13 protein-coding genes are annotated in these 15,361 nt (G+C 70.7%); 8 read left to right on the top strand and 5 right to left on the bottom strand.

Going from position 1 to position 15,361, the window contains the following annotated elements; genetic code table 11:
- Window positions 1-63: 63 nt before the first annotated feature.
- The 4 genes from COA07_RS11945 to COA07_RS11930 all read right to left on the bottom strand — a co-directional run bounded on the left by COA07_RS11945 (window position 64) and on the right by COA07_RS11930 (window position 4,555).
- Window positions 64-1,164, bottom strand: coding sequence for an ATP phosphoribosyltransferase regulatory subunit (locus COA07_RS11945; RefSeq protein ID WP_066710938.1), 1,101 nt, complete (start codon window positions 1,162-1,164; stop codon window positions 64-66).
- A complete protein-coding gene (locus COA07_RS11940; protein WP_245842139.1) occupies window positions 1,161-1,556 on the bottom strand; it encodes an endonuclease domain-containing protein in 396 nt (131 codons plus the stop codon). Before COA07_RS11940 ends, COA07_RS11945 begins: the two co-directional genes overlap by 4 nt.
- A 145-nt stretch (window positions 1,557-1,701) precedes the next feature.
- Window positions 1,702-3,279, bottom strand: coding sequence for a phosphoglycerate dehydrogenase (gene serA, locus COA07_RS11935; RefSeq protein WP_066710936.1), 1,578 nt, complete (start codon window positions 3,277-3,279; stop codon window positions 1,702-1,704).
- A gap of 121 nt (window positions 3,280-3,400) precedes the next feature.
- Window positions 3,401-4,555, bottom strand: coding sequence for a phosphoserine transaminase (locus COA07_RS11930; RefSeq protein WP_066710934.1), 1,155 nt, complete (start codon window positions 4,553-4,555; stop codon window positions 3,401-3,403).
- Between the two features lie 212 nt (window positions 4,556-4,767).
- Between COA07_RS11930 and COA07_RS11925 the strand changes: the two genes are divergently transcribed.
- From COA07_RS11925 to COA07_RS11890, 8 genes are all read left to right on the top strand, one after another.
- Window positions 4,768-5,388: an extensin family protein gene (locus COA07_RS11925; RefSeq protein ID WP_083956853.1), complete on the top strand. Its 621-nt coding sequence runs from the start codon at window positions 4,768-4,770 to the stop codon at window positions 5,386-5,388.
- Between the two features lie 45 nt (window positions 5,389-5,433).
- Window positions 5,434-6,312, top strand: a complete 879-nt coding sequence (locus COA07_RS11920; protein ID WP_066710931.1) for an LOG family protein — start codon at window positions 5,434-5,436, stop codon at window positions 6,310-6,312.
- A gap of 71 nt (window positions 6,313-6,383) precedes the next feature.
- Window positions 6,384-8,861: a circularly permuted type 2 ATP-grasp protein gene (locus tag COA07_RS11915; protein ID WP_066710928.1), complete on the top strand. Its 2,478-nt coding sequence runs from the start codon at window positions 6,384-6,386 to the stop codon at window positions 8,859-8,861.
- Window positions 8,862-8,868: 7 nt separating this feature from the next.
- On the top strand, window positions 8,869-9,801 hold the full coding sequence (locus COA07_RS11910; RefSeq protein ID WP_066710922.1) for a transglutaminase family protein: 933 nt from the start codon (window positions 8,869-8,871) through the stop codon (window positions 9,799-9,801).
- Between the two features lie 21 nt (window positions 9,802-9,822).
- Window positions 9,823-10,761 (top strand): DnaJ C-terminal domain-containing protein, encoded by a 939-nt coding sequence (locus tag COA07_RS11905; RefSeq protein ID WP_096641051.1) that lies wholly within the window; start codon window positions 9,823-9,825, stop codon window positions 10,759-10,761.
- A gap of 6 nt (window positions 10,762-10,767) precedes the next feature.
- On the top strand, window positions 10,768-11,715 hold the full coding sequence (locus tag COA07_RS11900; protein WP_066712577.1) for a YihY/virulence factor BrkB family protein: 948 nt from the start codon (window positions 10,768-10,770) through the stop codon (window positions 11,713-11,715).
- A gap of 38 nt (window positions 11,716-11,753) precedes the next feature.
- Window positions 11,754-12,545: an enoyl-ACP reductase FabI gene (fabI, locus tag COA07_RS11895; protein ID WP_066712574.1), complete on the top strand. Its 792-nt coding sequence runs from the start codon at window positions 11,754-11,756 to the stop codon at window positions 12,543-12,545.
- Window positions 12,546-12,555: 10 nt separating this feature from the next.
- Window positions 12,556-13,080, top strand: a complete 525-nt coding sequence (locus COA07_RS11890; RefSeq protein ID WP_066712568.1) for a GNAT family N-acetyltransferase — start codon at window positions 12,556-12,558, stop codon at window positions 13,078-13,080.
- 521 nt (window positions 13,081-13,601) lie between these two features.
- On the opposite strand, the gene COA07_RS11885 is transcribed toward COA07_RS11890, so the two are convergent.
- Window positions 13,602-15,287: a hypothetical protein gene (locus tag COA07_RS11885; protein WP_096641049.1), complete on the bottom strand. Its 1,686-nt coding sequence runs from the start codon at window positions 15,285-15,287 to the stop codon at window positions 13,602-13,604.
- Window positions 15,288-15,361 lie beyond the last annotated feature (74 nt).

Genomic DNA, 15,361 nt, shown 5'->3' with positions numbered 1-15,361 from the left:
CTGCGCAGGCAGGGGCTTCCCGGTTGGGACGGAACCGCCCGCGGAAAAAGGCTCCAGCCGGCGCTACAGCGCCCGCGCCGCACCCTCCGCCAGCACATGCGTGCACAATTGCGCCTCGGGCGTATCGCCCGCCTCCAGCGCCGCGACCGTCACCCAGCCGTCGCCGCGCCACCGCGCGCCGTCCTCGGCCGGGGTGCCCAGCGGGAGGAACAGCCGCCGCCGCTCGCCCGTCGGGGAATCGCCCACCAGCCGGTCGGCGTAGAGGGTGAAGCCGGTCGCCGCCTCCTCCGCGCCGCCTTCGTGCACCACCATATAGGTGCCGCCGCGCCCCAGCTCCGCCGCCGATGCGCCGCCGAACAGCGAAAAGCCCAGCCACGTCTGATATTCGAACCCGTGCCGCTCGGTCGGGTCCAGCGTCATCGCGACGCGCCCGTCCAGCGTCGCGGCGATCGCGGCCAGCGCATCCAGCCGCGAGGTGAGCGTGCCGTCGCGATCGAACGCGCGCAGCCGCGCCAGCGCGGGGGCGAACGGCCCGGCGGCGGCGATCAGCGGCAGGTAATCGGGTGCGATCTGCGCCACCGCGCCGGCATCCTTGGCGTCCAGCCGCTCGCGCAGCGGCGCCAGCACCTCGGGTGCGACCGGCAGCGGCCCCGCCGCCAGCGCATCGACCAGATCGGGCAAGGTGAAGTCGATCGACGGCTGCGCGACCCCCGCCGCCGCCATCGCCTCCACCGCGACGGTCGCGATCTCCGCCGCCGCCGCGACCGAATCCAGCCCGAACAGCTCGGCACCGATCTGCCGCGTCTCGCGCGCGGGCGACAGCTGGCTGGCGCGCAGCTTCAGCGCCGATCCGGCATAGCTCAGCCGCACCGGGCGCGGGTGGTGCCCCATCCGCGTCGCCGCGATCCGCGCGATCTGCGCGGTGATGTCCGGGCGGATCGCCAGCGTACGCTGCGACACCGGATCGACGAAGCGCACCGCATCGTGCAGCGCGCCCGCCTTCAGCCGCGTGCCCAGCGCCTCGGCGAATTCCGCCAGCGGCGGATCGACCCGTTCATAGCCATGCGCACGGATCGCACCCAGCACGCGCGCCTCGATCGCGGCGGCGGCATCGGCATAGGGCGGCAGGCGGTCACGAAGCCCCTCGGGCAGCAGCGCGGTCATGGTCGATCGTCCGATAGCCCTCTCCCCGGTGGGGAGAGGGTTGGGTGAGGGGTTGCCGCAAGCGCCACGCCGATGTCGTGCAGAACGCCGTCGATATTCGTCATGATGTCGGAATTGGCGAAGCGGATCACGCGATAACCCATGCGGGCCAGCGCAGAAGTGCGCCGGTCGTCGCGCGATTGGTCGGTGTGGGTGTCGCCGTCAACCTCAATCGCCAGCCTTGGCGTACGCGCACAAAAGTCGACGATGTACGGGCCGACCACGACCTGCCGCGCGAATTTGACACCGTTCAACCGCCGCCCGCGCAGCGCGAGCCACAGCCGGTTTTCAGGCTCGGTCATCGCGCGCCGCATCCCGCGGGCGCGATCGAGGAGGAGAGGGTCGGTTTGCATCGGCGCTCACCATCATCGGCGGCAGCGTACGCGGCAACCCCTCTCCCCGGAGGCGATAGGGCTTAGAAGGGATAGCCCTCTCCCCTCCGGGGAGAGGGTTGGGAGAGGGGCCGGTGTCTCATCGAGACCAACCGCCCCCACCCCGTCAGAACGACAGCGCCATCGCGGTCTTCACCCCCGGCAGCGCCTTCACCTTCGCCAGCAGCGCGGCGTCGACCGTCTCGTCCACCGACAGCAGCAGCACCGCCTCGCCGCCCGCCTCACGGCGGCCCAGGTGGAAGGTGCCGATATTGACCCCCGCCTCGCCCAGCAGCGTGCCGATGCGACCGATGAAGCCCGGCGCGTCCTCGTTGACGACATAGATCATCGGCCCGGCGAGGTCCGCCTCCACCTTGATCCCGAACAGCTCGACCAGCCGCGGCGCGCTGTCGCCGAACAGCGTGCCGACCGCCGACCGCTCGCCATCGGCGGTGCGCACCGCGACGCGCAGCAGCGTGTGGTAATCGCCCTCGCGCTCGGTACGGATCTCGCGCACCTCGACGCCGCGGTCGCGCGCCAGCACGGGAGCGTTGACCATGTTGACGGTCGCGGTCTGCGTGCCCAGGAAGCCGGTGAGCACCGCGCTGGTGATCGGCTTGGGGTTCAGGTCCGCCGCCGCACCCTCGCGATGGATCGAGATGCGGTCGATCGCCCCGTGCGACAGCTGCCCGACCAGGCTGCCCAGCTTTTCCGCCAGCCCCATGTACGGGCGCAGCTTCGGCGCTTCCTCCGCCGACAGGCTGGGCATGTTCAGCGCGTTGGTGACGCCCCCGGACACCAGGTAATCGGCCATCTGCTCGGCCACCTGTATCGCCACGTTGACCTGCGCCTCGGTCGTCGACGCGCCCAGGTGCGGGGTGGAAATGAAGTTGGGCGTGCCGAACAGCGGGCTTTCCTTCGCCGGCTCGGTCACGAACACGTCCAGCGCCGCGCCCGCGATGTGGCCGCTGTCCAGCCCCGCCTTCAGCGCCGCCTCGTCGATCAGGCCGCCGCGCGCGCAATTGACGATCCGCACGCCCTTCTTGGTCTTGGCCAGGTTCTCGGCCGACAGGATGTTGCGCGTCTGGTCGGTCAGCGGCGTGTGCAGCGTGATGAAGTCGGCGCGCGCCAGCAGTTCGTCCAGCGTCACCTTGGTCACGCCCAGCTCCACCGCGCGCTCCTCGGTCAGGAACGGGTCGAACGCGACGACCTTCATCTTCAGCCCCAGTGCGCGGTCGGCGACGATCGAACCGATGTTGCCCGCGCCGATCAGGCCCAGCGTCTTGGCCGTCATCTCGACGCCCATGAAGCGGTTCTTCTCCCACTTGCCCGCCTGCGTCGAGGCATCTGCCTCCGGCAGCTGGCGCGCCAGCGCGAACATCAGCGCGATGGCATGTTCGGCGGTGGTGATCGAATTGCCGAACGGCGTGTTCATGACGACCACGCCCTTCGCCGAAGCGGCGGGGATGTCGACATTGTCGACGCCGATCCCGGCGCGGCCGACCACCTTCAGGTTGGTGGCATGTTCCAGGATGTCCTTGGTCACCTTGGTCGAGCTGCGGATCGCCAGCCCGTCATATTCGCCGATGATCGCCTTCAGCTCGTCGGGGGTCTTGCCGGTGATCTCGTCCACCTCGACCCCGCGTTCGCGGAAGATCTCGGCAGCGCGCGGGTCCATCTTGTCGGAAATCAGTACCTTGGGCATGGTTCTACTCCGTTCCCCGGCGAAGGCCGGGGCCAGTTGGGAAGGTTGAGGTAAGTGCGTGCGGTGCGTCGTCACGGGCGCCCCGTAACTGGGCCCCGGCCTCCGCCGGGGCACCGGATCGTCAGTCGGCGGCCTTCGCCGTCGCATAGGCCCAGTCGAGCCACGGCCCCAGCGCCGCGATATCCGCGGTGTCGACCGTGGCGCCGCACCAGATGCGCAGGCCCGGTGGCGCGTCGCGATAGCCGCCGATGTCGAACGCGGCGCTCTCGGCCTCCAGCAGCGACACCATCTTCTTGATGACCGCCTCGTCCGCATCCACCGTCAGGCAGACGCTGGTCTTCGACCGCGACGCGGCAACCTGCGCCAGATGCCCCAGCCAGTCGCGCTCGGCGACGATCGCGTCCAGCGCGGCGGCATTGGCGTCGGAACGCGCGATCAGTCCGCCCGCACCCAGCCCCTTGGCCCATTCCAGCGCCCAGATCGCATCCTCGACCGCCAGCATCGACGGCGTGTTGATCGTCTCGCCCTTGAACACGCCCTCGGTCAGCTTGCCCTTGGAGACGAGGCGGAACACCTTGGGCAGCGGCCAGGCCGGGGTGTAGCTTTCCAGCCGCTCGACCGCGCGCGGACCCAGGATCAGCACGCCATGCGCGCCCTCGCCGCCCAGCACCTTCTGCCAGCTGAACGTCGCGACGTCGATCTTGTCCCACGGCAGGTCGTAGGCGAACACGCCGCTGGTCGCGTCGGCGAAGCACAGCCCCTCGCGATCCGCGGCGATCCAGTCGCCGTCCGGCACGCGCACGCCGCTGGTGGTGCCGTTCCAGGTGAACAGCACGTCGTTCGACCAGTCGACCTTTGTCAGGTCGGGCAGCTGGCCGTAATCGGCGCGGATGACGGTCGGGTCGATCTTCAGCTGCTTGACCGCGTCGGTCACCCAGCCCTCGCCGAAGCTTTCCCACGCCAGCGCGGTGACCGGGCGCGCGCCCAGCATCGTCCACATCGCCATTTCGAACGCGCCGGTGTCGGAACCGGGGACGATGCCGATGCGGTGCGTGTCGGGCAGGTTCAGCAGGTCGCGCATCAGGTCGATGCAATATTGCAGCCGCTGCTTGCCCAGCTTCGAGCGGTGCGAACGCCCCAGGACGTCGGTCGCCAGCTTGGCGGGGTCATAGCCGGGGGGCTTGGCGCACGGGCCGGAGGAAAAATGCGGGCGTGCCGGCCGGGTGGCGGGCTTCGCGGGCGCAAGGGTGGCGTCGGCGGCAATCGAATCAGTCATGTCAGACTCTCCTCACAGAGAGCACGCGCGGCGTTGGGACCGCGTGGCCCGTCGACTGCCCTAGCGGCCAATCGCGCCCTGTCAACCACCAGACGTCAACCATCTGCCGCGCCCCCCGACCCTTCCGTCACCCCGGACTTGTTCCCGGGTCCACCATGCCGCAAGCGATGCGGATGAGGGGTTATCGCGACAGGGCCGGCACGACGATCGCGATGGCCCTGGCCCTCGCCGCGTGCGGCCGGGTCGAGCGCCCCGCCCCTGAGGCGCCGCGGGCGGAGGTCGCCGGGCCGTCGCTGCGCGAGACCGCGCAATGCCATGCCGACCTGCGCGCGCTGGGCGTCGATTTCCAGCCGCTGCCCGACCGGCAGATCGCGCCCGGCTGTGCGCTTTCCGGCACGGTCAAGCTGCTCGACATCGGCGTGCCGACCGCCAATCTGGGCGCGGTGCGCTGCGGCGAGGCGCGCGCCTATGCCGCCTGGGCGCGCAACGGCGTCGCGCCGGCGGCGTACCAGATCCTGGGATCGCAGCTGTCGCGCGTCGTCTCGATGGGCAGCTACGCCTGCCGCAACACCGTCGGCACCGCCGGCCCGGCGCGCCGGTCGGGGCATGCCATCGCCAATGCGATCGACATCGCCGCGTTCGAGCTGAAGGACGGGCGGCGCATCTCGATCCTGTCGGACTGGAACTCCCCCGATCCGCAGGTGCGCCGCTTCCTGGCGACGGTCCGCACCTCGGCCTGCCGCCGCTTCGGCACCGTCCTGTCGCCCGACTACAATGAGGCGCACCGCGACCATCTGCACCTGGAGGACGACGGCAAGGCGTTCTGCCGCTGACGGCGCCGTCTTGCAGGCGTCACGAAGCGTGACTACACCCCCCGGATGACAGAAACCCGCGTTCCCAGCCGCGTCTTCCCCGCTGCCAAGCAGGATGCCGACGCCGCCGCCCACAACATCTCCACCCCGCAGACCGAAAGCCCGGCCTATCGCCTGGCGTTCCAGGACATGGACTTCCTGCTGCGCGAGGATCTGCGCCCGGTCCGCTTCCAGCTGGAACTGCTCAAGACGCAGCTGATCCTGGAGGAGGCGCATATCGGCTCCACCTTCGTCTTCTACGGTTCGGCGCGCATCCCCGAACCGGCCAAGGCGCAGGCGCTGCTCGACATGGCCACCGACGACAAGAGCCGCCGCATCGCCGAGCGGCTGGTCGCCAAGAGCAAATATTACGACATGGCGCGCGAACTGGCGCAATTGTGCTCGAACTTCCCGCGCGACGAAGCGGGACGGCGGCACTTCGTCGTCTGTTCGGGCGGCGGGCCGTCGATCATGGAGGCAGCCAACCGCGGCGCGGCGGACGTCCATGCCGAATCGATCGGCCTCAACATCGTGCTGCCCCACGAACAGGCGCCCAACCCCTACGTCACCCCGGCGCTCAGCACGCAATTCCACTATTTCGCGCTGCGCAAGATGCACTTCCTGCTCCACGCGCGCGCGCTGGCGGCCTTCCCCGGCGGGTTCGGCACCTTCGACGAGCTGTTCGAGCTGCTGACGCTGATCCAGACCGGCAAGGTCGCGCCGATCCCGGTGCTGTTGTTCGGCCGCGAATTCTGGGAACGCGTCGTCAATTTCGACGCGCTGGTGGAAGAAGGCGTGGTGTCCGAACGCGACCTGGGCATCTTCCGCTACGTCGACAGCGCGGCCGAGGGCTGGCGCGTGGTGCAGGAATTCTATCGCGAGCGCGACGGCAAGGCGCCGCGCTGACGATCGCCGGTAAAGCCTTTGTGTTGCATTGCAACGTCCCCTAGGGTCACCGTCGCCACGCGATAGAGGGGATGGAGTTGGCGACACAGGCCGCGCTGTTCGATGCCGGGACGCACGCCCGCCGCTGGGCGGACGGCTATGCGGCCGCCGGCGCGCGCGCGGACGTGTTCCACGATCCGGCGGACGCCAGCTGGCTGGCGATGCTGGAGGAACTGGCCGCGATCGCGGGCGACGACCTGTCGCACGCGCGCGAACGGGTGCAGCGCCACGCCGCCGACATCGGCACCGGCTTCCGCATCATCGGGGAGGAGGCCGAGCGGCCCTGGCCGCTCAGCCCGGTGCCGCTGCTGATCGACGATGCCGAATGGTCGACGATCGAACGCGGCGTGGTGCAGCGCGCCGAGCTGCTGGAAACGATCCTGCGCGATCTCTACGGCCCGGCGGCGCTGGTCACGCGCGGGCACCTGCCCGCCACTCTGGTCACCGGCAGCCCCTTCTACCTGCGCCCGCTGGTGGGGGTGACGCCGCCGGGCGGCTGCCACCTGCATTTCGTCGCGATCGACCTGGGGCGCGGGCCATCGGGCGAATGGCGCGTGCTCGCCGATCACCTGCGCACCCCCACGGGCGCGGGCTATGCGCTGGAAAACCGGCTGGCGGTCAGCCGCACATTGGGCGGGTTGCAGGGGCGGCTCAACGTGCGCCGCCACGCGCCGTTCTTCTCGGCGTTCCGCGACGGGCTGGCGGCATCGTGCCGGCGCAGCGACCCGCGCATCGGGCTGCTGACCCCGGGGCGCTACAATCCCAGCTACGCCGAACAGGCGCATCTGGCACGCTACCTCGGCTTCCTGCTGGTGGAGGGCGACGATCTCGCCGCGCTGGAGGACAAGCTCTACGTCCGCACGATCGGCGGGCTGAAGCGTGTCGATGCGCTGTGGCGACGGCTCGACCCGCGGCTGCTCGATCCGCTGGCGTTCGATTCGCACTCGCGGATCGGCGTGCCCGGGCTGATCGACAGCTGGGCGGAAGGCAACGTCGTCATCGCCAACGCGCCGGGGTCGGGCGTGCTGGAAAGCACCGCCTTCGGCGCCTTCCTGCCGCAACTGGCGACGCGGCTGACCGGTGCCGACCTGATCCTGCCCAATATCGCCACCTGGTGGTGCGGCCAGCCGGCGGAGGCCGAGCATGTCGCCGCCGAACTCGATTCGATGCTGCTGTCGTCGGCGTTCGGCGCGCGCACGCTGGGGCTGCCCGGCGACGGCGCGGTCGCCGGCGCGGAGCTGACCCGCGAACAGCGCGCCGCCTTCCTCGACGATCTGACCCGCCGGCCGCAGGATTACGTCGGGCAGGAAGTGGTGCGGCTGTCGTCGATGCCGGTGGTGATCGGCGACCGGCTGGAGCCGCGCCCGTTCACGCTGCGCGTCTTCGCCGCGCGCGACGGCGACGGCCGGTGGCAGGTGATGCCCGGCGGGTTCGCGCGCATCGGCGAACATCCCGATCCGCGCGCCGCGGTCCTGGGCGAAGGCACCTGGTCCGCCGACGTATGCGTCCACGGGCGCGATCCGGTGCCGCAGACGTCGCTGCTCCCCGCCGCCGATTCGCTCCACGTCCGCCGCAACCCCGGCACGCTGCCCAGCCGCGTCGCGGACAATTTCTACTGGCTGGGCCGCTATCTGGAACGCGGCGAGGCGTTGCTGGCGGCGATCCGCGTGATGCTGGGCAATTCGATCGACGCCGATGCGGGCGCGGCGCTGGGCGCGCGCACCGTGGGCGCGCTGGTCGATGCGATCGTCGGGGTCGGCGCGGCGCCGCGCCCCGACAGCCTGCGCCGCCACGACCTGACGCAGATGGCGCGCATCGCGATGGAATCGCCCGACTGGCAATCGGTCGCGACCATCAACGGCCATGCGCAACGGATCGCCGCCGGCTCGCGCGACCGGCTGTCGGCGGACATGGTGCGGTTGCTCGACGCGCCCTTCCCCACGCATCGCGGGATGCTCGACCGCGCCGGCTCGCTCCAGCGCCGCTATGCCGCGATCGCCGGGCTGTCGGCGGAACATATGGGCCGCACCGCCGCGTGGCGCTTCCACGATCTGGGGCGGCGCATCGAACGCGGCACCGCGATCACGCGCGCCGCGCGCGCGTTCGGGCTGGCGGGGGCGTCGGTGGACGATCTGTCGACGCTGCTCGACCTGGCCGACAGCCAGATCAGCTATCGCCAGCGTTACCTGACCGGGATCGCGCGCGTGCCGGTGGTGGACCTGACGGTGCTGGACCCGGGCAATCCGCGCGCGCTGGCGTTCCAGGTGGAGGCGATCCGCGACCATCTCGCGCGGCTGCCGGTGCTCGACGACGACGGCATGGCCGAGCCGCAGCAGGTGGAGGCGACCGGCCTCTGCGCCGTGGTCGCCACCGCGCAGGCCAGCACGCTCGACGCCGCGACGCTGGGCGAGGTGGAGCGGCGGCTGATGCGCCTGTCGGATGCGATCGCGCACCGCTATTTCCTGCGCGGGGCAGAGCCGCTGCGCGCCGGCGGCCTGACGCTGGCCTGATCCCATCATGCGCTACGACATCCGCCACATCACCCGCTTCGACTATGGCAATGCGGTCAAGTTCGCGCGCTGCAACCTGCGGCTGAAACCGATCGACTGGCCGGGCCAGCGGCTGGAGGACTATTCGCTCGCCGTCGAACCGTCCGGCCGCGCGATGCCCGCGCGGGCGGAGGCGGGGCTGGCGCATGTCACCCGGCTGGTGGTCGACCAGCCGGTGCGCCGGCTGACGATCGAAAGCCGCGCGCGGCTGACGGTCGACCGGCTGGTGCCCGTCCCCGACGCGTCGGACCCGACGCTGGCCGACGTCGCGCGGATGGCGCGCGCCTCCACCGACATTTCCGCCGCCGGCCCCGCGGCCTATCTCTACCCCTCGCCGCTGATTCCGCTCGACCGCGCGATCGCCGACTATTGCGCGGCGGACCTGTCGCCGGATCGCAATGCGCTGGAAGCGGGGATCGCGCTGGCCCGGCGCATCCAGGAGGATTTCGCCTTCGATCCCGCCGCCACGCTGGTCGATACCCCCCCGCACGAGGCGTTCCGCCACCGCCGCGGCGTGTGCCAGGATTTCGCGCAGATCATGATAACCGGGCTGCGCGCCGCCGGGCTGCCCGCCGCCTATGCCTCGGGCTATATCCGCACCATCCCGCCGCCCGGCCAACCGCGGCTGGTCGGCGCGGATGCCACCCATGCCTGGGTGCTGCTGTGGTGCGGGCCGGCGCGTGGCTGGGTGGGGGTGGATCCCACCAACGGCATCTGGATGGCGGGCGACCATGTGATCGTCGCGATCGGCCGCGACTATGCGGAGATCGCGCCCGTCGACGGCGTCGTCCTCGGCTCGGGGGCGCAGTCGATGGAGGTCAGCGTCGACGTCGCGCCGATCGAGGAGGCCGCGATCGCGAACGAAGATTGCGCCGCGCCCGTGCTGGCCCCACATAGCTAGGTAGTAACAACCGGGGACATTATGGCCGATCCTTATGCGACGCTGGGCGTGGCGCGCGGCGCCAGCGAAGCGGACATCAAGAAGGCGTATCGCAAGCTCGCCAAGGAACTGCATCCCGACCGCAACAAGGACAATCCCAAGGCGTCGGAACGCTTCTCGCAGGTGACGTCCGCCTACGATCTGCTGACCGACAAGGACAAGCGCGCGCGATTCGACCGCGGGGAGATCGACGGCGACGGCAATCCCACCGCCCCGTTCGGCTTCGGCGGCGCGGGCGGCGGTCCGCGCCCCGGCGGCCCGGGCGGCGGCGGCTTCCGGTCGCAGGGGTTCGAATTCGGCGGCGAGGGCGCCGACATGTCGGACATCTTCGAAGGGCTGTTCGGTGGGCGCACCGGCGGCGGCTTCGCCAGCGGCTTCGGCCGGCGCGGCGCCCCGCCGCAGAAGGGTGCGAACACCGCCTATCGCCTGACCGTGCCGTTCGTCGACGCCGCCGCGCTCGCGCCGCAGCGGGTGACGCTGGCCGACGGGCGCACCATCGACCTGAAACTGCCCGCCGGGGTCGAGACGGGCACGCAGATGCGGCTGGCCGGCAAGGGCGAACAGGGTCCGGGCGGCGCGGGCGACGCGATCGTCACGATCGAGGTGCAGCCGCACCGCTATTTCACCCGCGACGGCGACGACGTGCGGCTCGACCTGCCGATCACTCTGCGTGAGGCGGTGGAGGGCGGCAAGGTGAAATGCCCCACCGTCGAAAACCCGGTGATGATCACCGTCCCCCCCGGCAGCACGTCCGGCAAGACGCTGCGCCTGAAGGGCAAGGGCTTCCACCGCAAGGGCGGGGAGCGCGGCGACCAGCTGGTCACGCTGGTGGTCGACGTCCCCGCCGACGATGCCGCGCTGAAGGCGTTCGTCGCCGGCTGGACCGGAGGAGGGAACCCGCGCGCCGCGATGGGCGTCTGATCCCCCGTGACAGACGGCCAGACGGCACTCACCCCCGAGGATCGCGGCCGCGATCACGCTGCGGCGCGCCGCCGGTTCGACCGGCGGCTCGCACGCGTGCGGCCCGGCGCCTATGCATGGGAAGTGGTCAAGCGCGCGCTGATCGGCGTCTATAACGACGGGTTCATGCACGCCGGGAATCTTGCCTATCTGGCGCTGATGACGGTGTTTCCGTTCTTCATCGTCGCCGCCGCGATCGCCTCGGTCGTGGGGCAAAGCGACGACGTGCAGCATGCCGTGCGTAGCTTCCTGTCGGTGCTGCCCCCCAATGTCGCCGACATCCTGCGCAAGCCGATCGCCGACGTGCTCGCCGCGCGCACCGGGTCGCTGTTGTGGCTGGGCGCGCTGATCGGGCTGTGGACGGTCGGCAGCTTCGCGGAGACGATCCGCGACATCTTCCGCCGCGCCTATGGCACGAAAAGCAGCCAGTCGCTGTGGCGCGCGCGCCTCGGCCTCAGCCTGGCGATCATCGCCTCGGTGGTGATCGCGCTGATCTCGTTCCTGGTACAGGGCGTGCTGACCGCCGCCGAACAGTTCATTTACCGCCTGCTGCCTGTCGCGCAGGACGTCGCCAGCTGGCTGGGCCTGGCCCGGCTGGTCCCCGCCGCGATCATGTTCGGCGCGCTCTACATGCTGTTCTATTCGGTCACGCCGGGGAAGTACCGCAAGTCGGACAGCCGCAAATGGCCCGGCGCGCTGTTCACGACGGTCTGGTGGGTCAGCATGACCGCCGGTCTGCCGTTCGTCCTGTCGCAGCTGGGCGGCTACGACCTCACCTACGGCAGTCTGGCGGGGGTCGTCGTGATGCTGCTGTTCTTCTACCTGATCGGCCTCGGCCTGGTGTTCGGCGCGCATCTGAACGCGGCACTGGCGGAGCCGCCCGAACCGGTAGTAGAGGGGAGCGCAACGACTTAGCGAAATCGAATGAAGGGCGTGACGGCGTGAACGGATTGATGGCGGGCAAGCGCGGGCTGATCATGGGCCTGGCCAACGACAAGTCGCTGGCCTGGGGGATTGCCAGGCAGCTGAGCGAGGCGGGCGCGGAGCTGGCCTTTTCCTATCAGGGGGCGGCGATGGAAAAGCGCGTCCGCCCGCTGGCCGAGCAGCTGGGCGTCGCCCGCCTGTTCGACTGCGACGTGTCGGACATGGACGCACTCGACGCGACCTTCGCCGAGCTGGCGAAGGAATGGCCGACGATCGACTTCGTCGTCCACGCCATCGGCTTTTCCGACAAGTCGCAGCTGCGCGGCAAGTTCTACGACACCACGCTCGACAATTTCCTGATGACGATGAACATCTCGGCCTATTCGCTGGTCGCGGTGGCGCAGCGCGCGCAGGCGATGATGCCGGACGGCGGCGCGATCCTGACGCTGACCTATTACGGCGCGGAAAAGGTCATCCCCCACTATAACGTCATGGGCGTGGCGAAGGCCGCGCTGGAAACGTGCGTGAAGTATCTCGCCGTCGATCTCGGCCCGCGCAACATCCGCGTCAACGCCATCTCCGCCGGTCCGATCCAGACGCTGGCGGCGCGCGGCATCGGCGACTTCAACTACATCCTCAAGTGGAACGAGCTGAACGCCCCGCTGCGCCGCACCGTCACGATCGAGGATGTCGGCGGTGCGGGCCTGTACATGCTGTCGGACCTCGCCAGCGGCGTCACCGGCGAGATCCACCATGTCGACGCCGGCTACAACGTCATCGGGATGAAGGCGGAGGACGCGCCCGACATCGCGCTCGCCTGACGCCAGCCGCATGACCATCGCCATCCACCCCGCCGGCGCGGCGCATGTCGCCGCGATCGACGCGCTGCTGCGCGCCGGCTTCCCGCGCGCGGACGAGGCCGATCTGGTCCGCCGGCTGTGCGTCGAGCGTGACATGGTGCTGATGCTGGTCGCGGTGGACGAGGATGGCGGCACGCTCGCCGGTGCGGTCGCGTTCAGCCGGATGGCGGTGGACGCCGGCGGAAAGTCGATCCCCGCCGTCGCGCTCGCCCCCGTCGCGGTCGCCCCGGCCTACCGGCGGCAGGGCGTGGCGGAGGCGCTGATTCAGGCCGGGCTGGAACAGCTGGAACGCGCCGGCATCGTCCTGTGCTTCGTGCTGGGCGAACCGGCGTTCTACGAACGCTTCGGCTTCCACGCCGATTACGCCCGCAACTTCGCCTCCCCCTATGCCGGCGATTATCTGATGGCGCTGCCGCTGCAGGGCGGACTGATGCCCTGCGGCACCCGCGGCGAGGCCCGCCACGCCCCCGCCTTCGCCGCCCTGTCGGCGGACTGACCACCGCATGACGTCGCCCCTGCGACGGCAGGGGCCTCGCAATTGGGTCACGGCGCGGATGGTACCGATATGCGGCGAAAGGCCCCAGCCTATGCTGGGGAGACGTCATGCGTTGAGCACACCCCCGCCGCCCCATCCGTCATCCCAGCGAAAGCTGGTATCTCCCGCCGACAACACGGGACAGCCGCCGCAAAAGGCCACAGCCTATGCTGGGGCGACGTCATGCCCTAACAACGACCCGCACCTACCCGCCAAACGTCATCCCAGCGACCGCCAGAACCTTCGCAAAACCCACTCCCGTCATGCCGGACTTGTTCCGGCATCCATGTCTCCGCATACGGGCAAGCCGTTGCTTTTGCGGCACCATGGACCCCGGCCTTCGCCGGGGTGACGGACGAAAGAGGTAAGGACACTGCCTCCCGCCGAAGTGCGGCGAACGCCCGGATCTCCCGCCGACATCACAAAACAGCGGCCGCAACAGCCCGCATCCGGGCAACGCCACCCGTCGCGAGCCCCCACCCTCACGCCGGCTTCTTCTCCTCGTAATACAGCGGCCCCAGCGCATCGATCACCCCGGTCGCGTCCATCTCGCGCGCCGCGTCCGCGCCCTTGTCGACCACGCGGATCGTCAGTTCGGTCTTGTACCCGGTCGGCGTGCTGCTGATTTCCTGGCCATATTGCGTCTGCACCAGCCGGCGCATGTAATCCTTGCGCTTGACGATCACGAACGCCGGCTTGCCCGCGGCCTTGGCCACTTCCGCCGCGCGCAGCAGCGTCATTTCCTGCACCAGCGTCTGCGACGGGGTATTGCCGATGAATTCGACCATCACCGTCCCGTCGGCATTGGGGGTGGAGCGGAAGCCGTCGGTGCGGCTGATCCCGCCCAAAAGGCTGGTCCCCATGCTCAGCGCGCCGCCGATCAGCGCGCCCAGGATGTTGGGGCGCGCGCGGTCGTAATCGACCACCGACCGCGGCGTTTCGGGCGCCACCATCGCCAGCGGGATCGCCGCGAGCAGCCCGTCGCGTCGCGCCTTGCCGGCGTCGGCGTCCACCGCCTGGAACGATCCCACCGCCGCCGCCTTGTCCGCGGGCAGCGCCGCCTTCACCGCGGTCATCAGTTCCGCGGTCGTCGCGTCGGCCGGCAGCTCCGTCGCCTTCATGATCGCCAGCGCATCGTCCGGGCGCTTCTCGGCCACCCCGATCCGCGCCTCTGTCCGCCTGGCGTAACGGTCGGAAAACTCGCCCAGCCGCTCGCGGATCCCGGTCGCCAGCGCGGACAGCCCCGCGCCGACCTTCTCCGCGTCCTTGCCCGTGGCGGCCGGGGCGGCGGCCGGGGCGGGCGCCGCCGCAGGGGCGGGCAGCGCGGCGGCCATCCGCTCGCGCACCTCCACCAGCATCGCCTTCGCGCCAGCGACATCGCCGGTCGCGGCGCGCGCATAGGCGATGTGATGGCTCACCAGCATCGCCGCCAGCAACCGGTCCGAATCGGGGGAGCGCAGCGCCAGCGCCAGCGGCGGCAACGGCTCGGTCGGCCACGCCACGGCGACGGTCGGCGCCAGCGCCGCGACCCGCGCGACATTGCCCGCCTGCGCCTCGCGGACCAGCATCTCGGTCGCGGCATCCGGGTCCAGCCGCAGCAGCTCGCCCGGCGTCCCGCCGGCGTCGAACTGCAGGATCGTCGCCGCCACCTGCTGCACCTGCAAGGCATAGGGGCGCGCCGCGATCGCCTGCCGCGCCAGCGGCGCCGCCGCCGCCACGTCGCCGGTCCGCGCCGCCGCCAGCGCGCGCAGCAGCGTCAGCGACACGCCCATGCTGCGCTGGTAGAAGCGATCCTGCGCCAGCGCGCCGGCCGCCGCATCCGCCGCGTCCAGGTCCGCCACCGCCCCCGCCGGATCGTCGGCATGCAGCCGCGCGGCCGCCCGCGCCCGCAACAGATGTACCCGCCGCAGCGTCTGCGTCGGCAACAGCCGCGGGCTGGCCAGCGCGCTGGTGCACGCCGCGATCGTCTGCGCGTCATGATCGTCGCCGACCATCCGGAACGGCGTGGAACCCACCGGCCCGCGCAGGCCGTCGGGCTGCTTGCCGGGATGCTGCCGCCCGTCGCACCGCTCGAAATCCGCCTTGTCGTCGGCATGCGCCACGCCCGCGCCCAACGTCGCCATCGCCAGCCCCGCCATCAGCACGGCCGCCTTCTTCGCCTTCGCCACCCGGAACGCCCCCTTCGCGCCATCGCCGCGCGGCGCCCCCCCCGGCGCCGTCCCCCACGACGATCGGCCCCTGT

Source organism: Sphingomonas adhaesiva, from assembly GCF_002374855.1.
Lineage (GTDB): Bacteria > Pseudomonadota > Alphaproteobacteria > Sphingomonadales > Sphingomonadaceae > Sphingomonas > Sphingomonas adhaesiva.
Note: the sequence above shows the minus strand (reverse complement) of the source record. Positions and strands in the feature narration are given on the sequence as shown.

Excerpts from the sequence above, each read along its gene's own strand:
- COA07_RS11945 (WP_066710938.1), bottom strand. The coding sequence starts at position 1,164 with ATGACCGCGCTGCTGCCCGAGGGGCTTCGTGACCGCCTGCCGCCCTAT.
- COA07_RS11940 (WP_245842139.1), bottom strand. The coding sequence starts at position 1,556 with ATGCAAACCGACCCTCTCCTCCTCGATCGCGCCCGCGGGATGCGGCGC.
- serA (WP_066710936.1), bottom strand. The coding sequence starts at position 3,279 with ATGCCCAAGGTACTGATTTCCGACAAGATGGACCCGCGCGCTGCCGAG.
- COA07_RS11930 (WP_066710934.1), bottom strand. The coding sequence starts at position 4,555 with ATGACTGATTCGATTGCCGCCGACGCCACCCTTGCGCCCGCGAAGCCC.
- COA07_RS11925 (WP_083956853.1), top strand. The coding sequence starts at position 4,768 with ATGGCCCTGGCCCTCGCCGCGTGCGGCCGGGTCGAGCGCCCCGCCCCT.
- COA07_RS11920 (WP_066710931.1), top strand. The coding sequence starts at position 5,434 with ATGACAGAAACCCGCGTTCCCAGCCGCGTCTTCCCCGCTGCCAAGCAG.
- COA07_RS11915 (WP_066710928.1), top strand. The coding sequence starts at position 6,384 with ATGGAGTTGGCGACACAGGCCGCGCTGTTCGATGCCGGGACGCACGCC.
- COA07_RS11910 (WP_066710922.1), top strand. The coding sequence starts at position 8,869 with ATGCGCTACGACATCCGCCACATCACCCGCTTCGACTATGGCAATGCG.
- COA07_RS11905 (WP_096641051.1), top strand. The coding sequence starts at position 9,823 with ATGGCCGATCCTTATGCGACGCTGGGCGTGGCGCGCGGCGCCAGCGAA.
- fabI (WP_066712574.1), top strand. The coding sequence starts at position 11,754 with ATGGCGGGCAAGCGCGGGCTGATCATGGGCCTGGCCAACGACAAGTCG.
- COA07_RS11890 (WP_066712568.1), top strand. The coding sequence starts at position 12,556 with ATGACCATCGCCATCCACCCCGCCGGCGCGGCGCATGTCGCCGCGATC.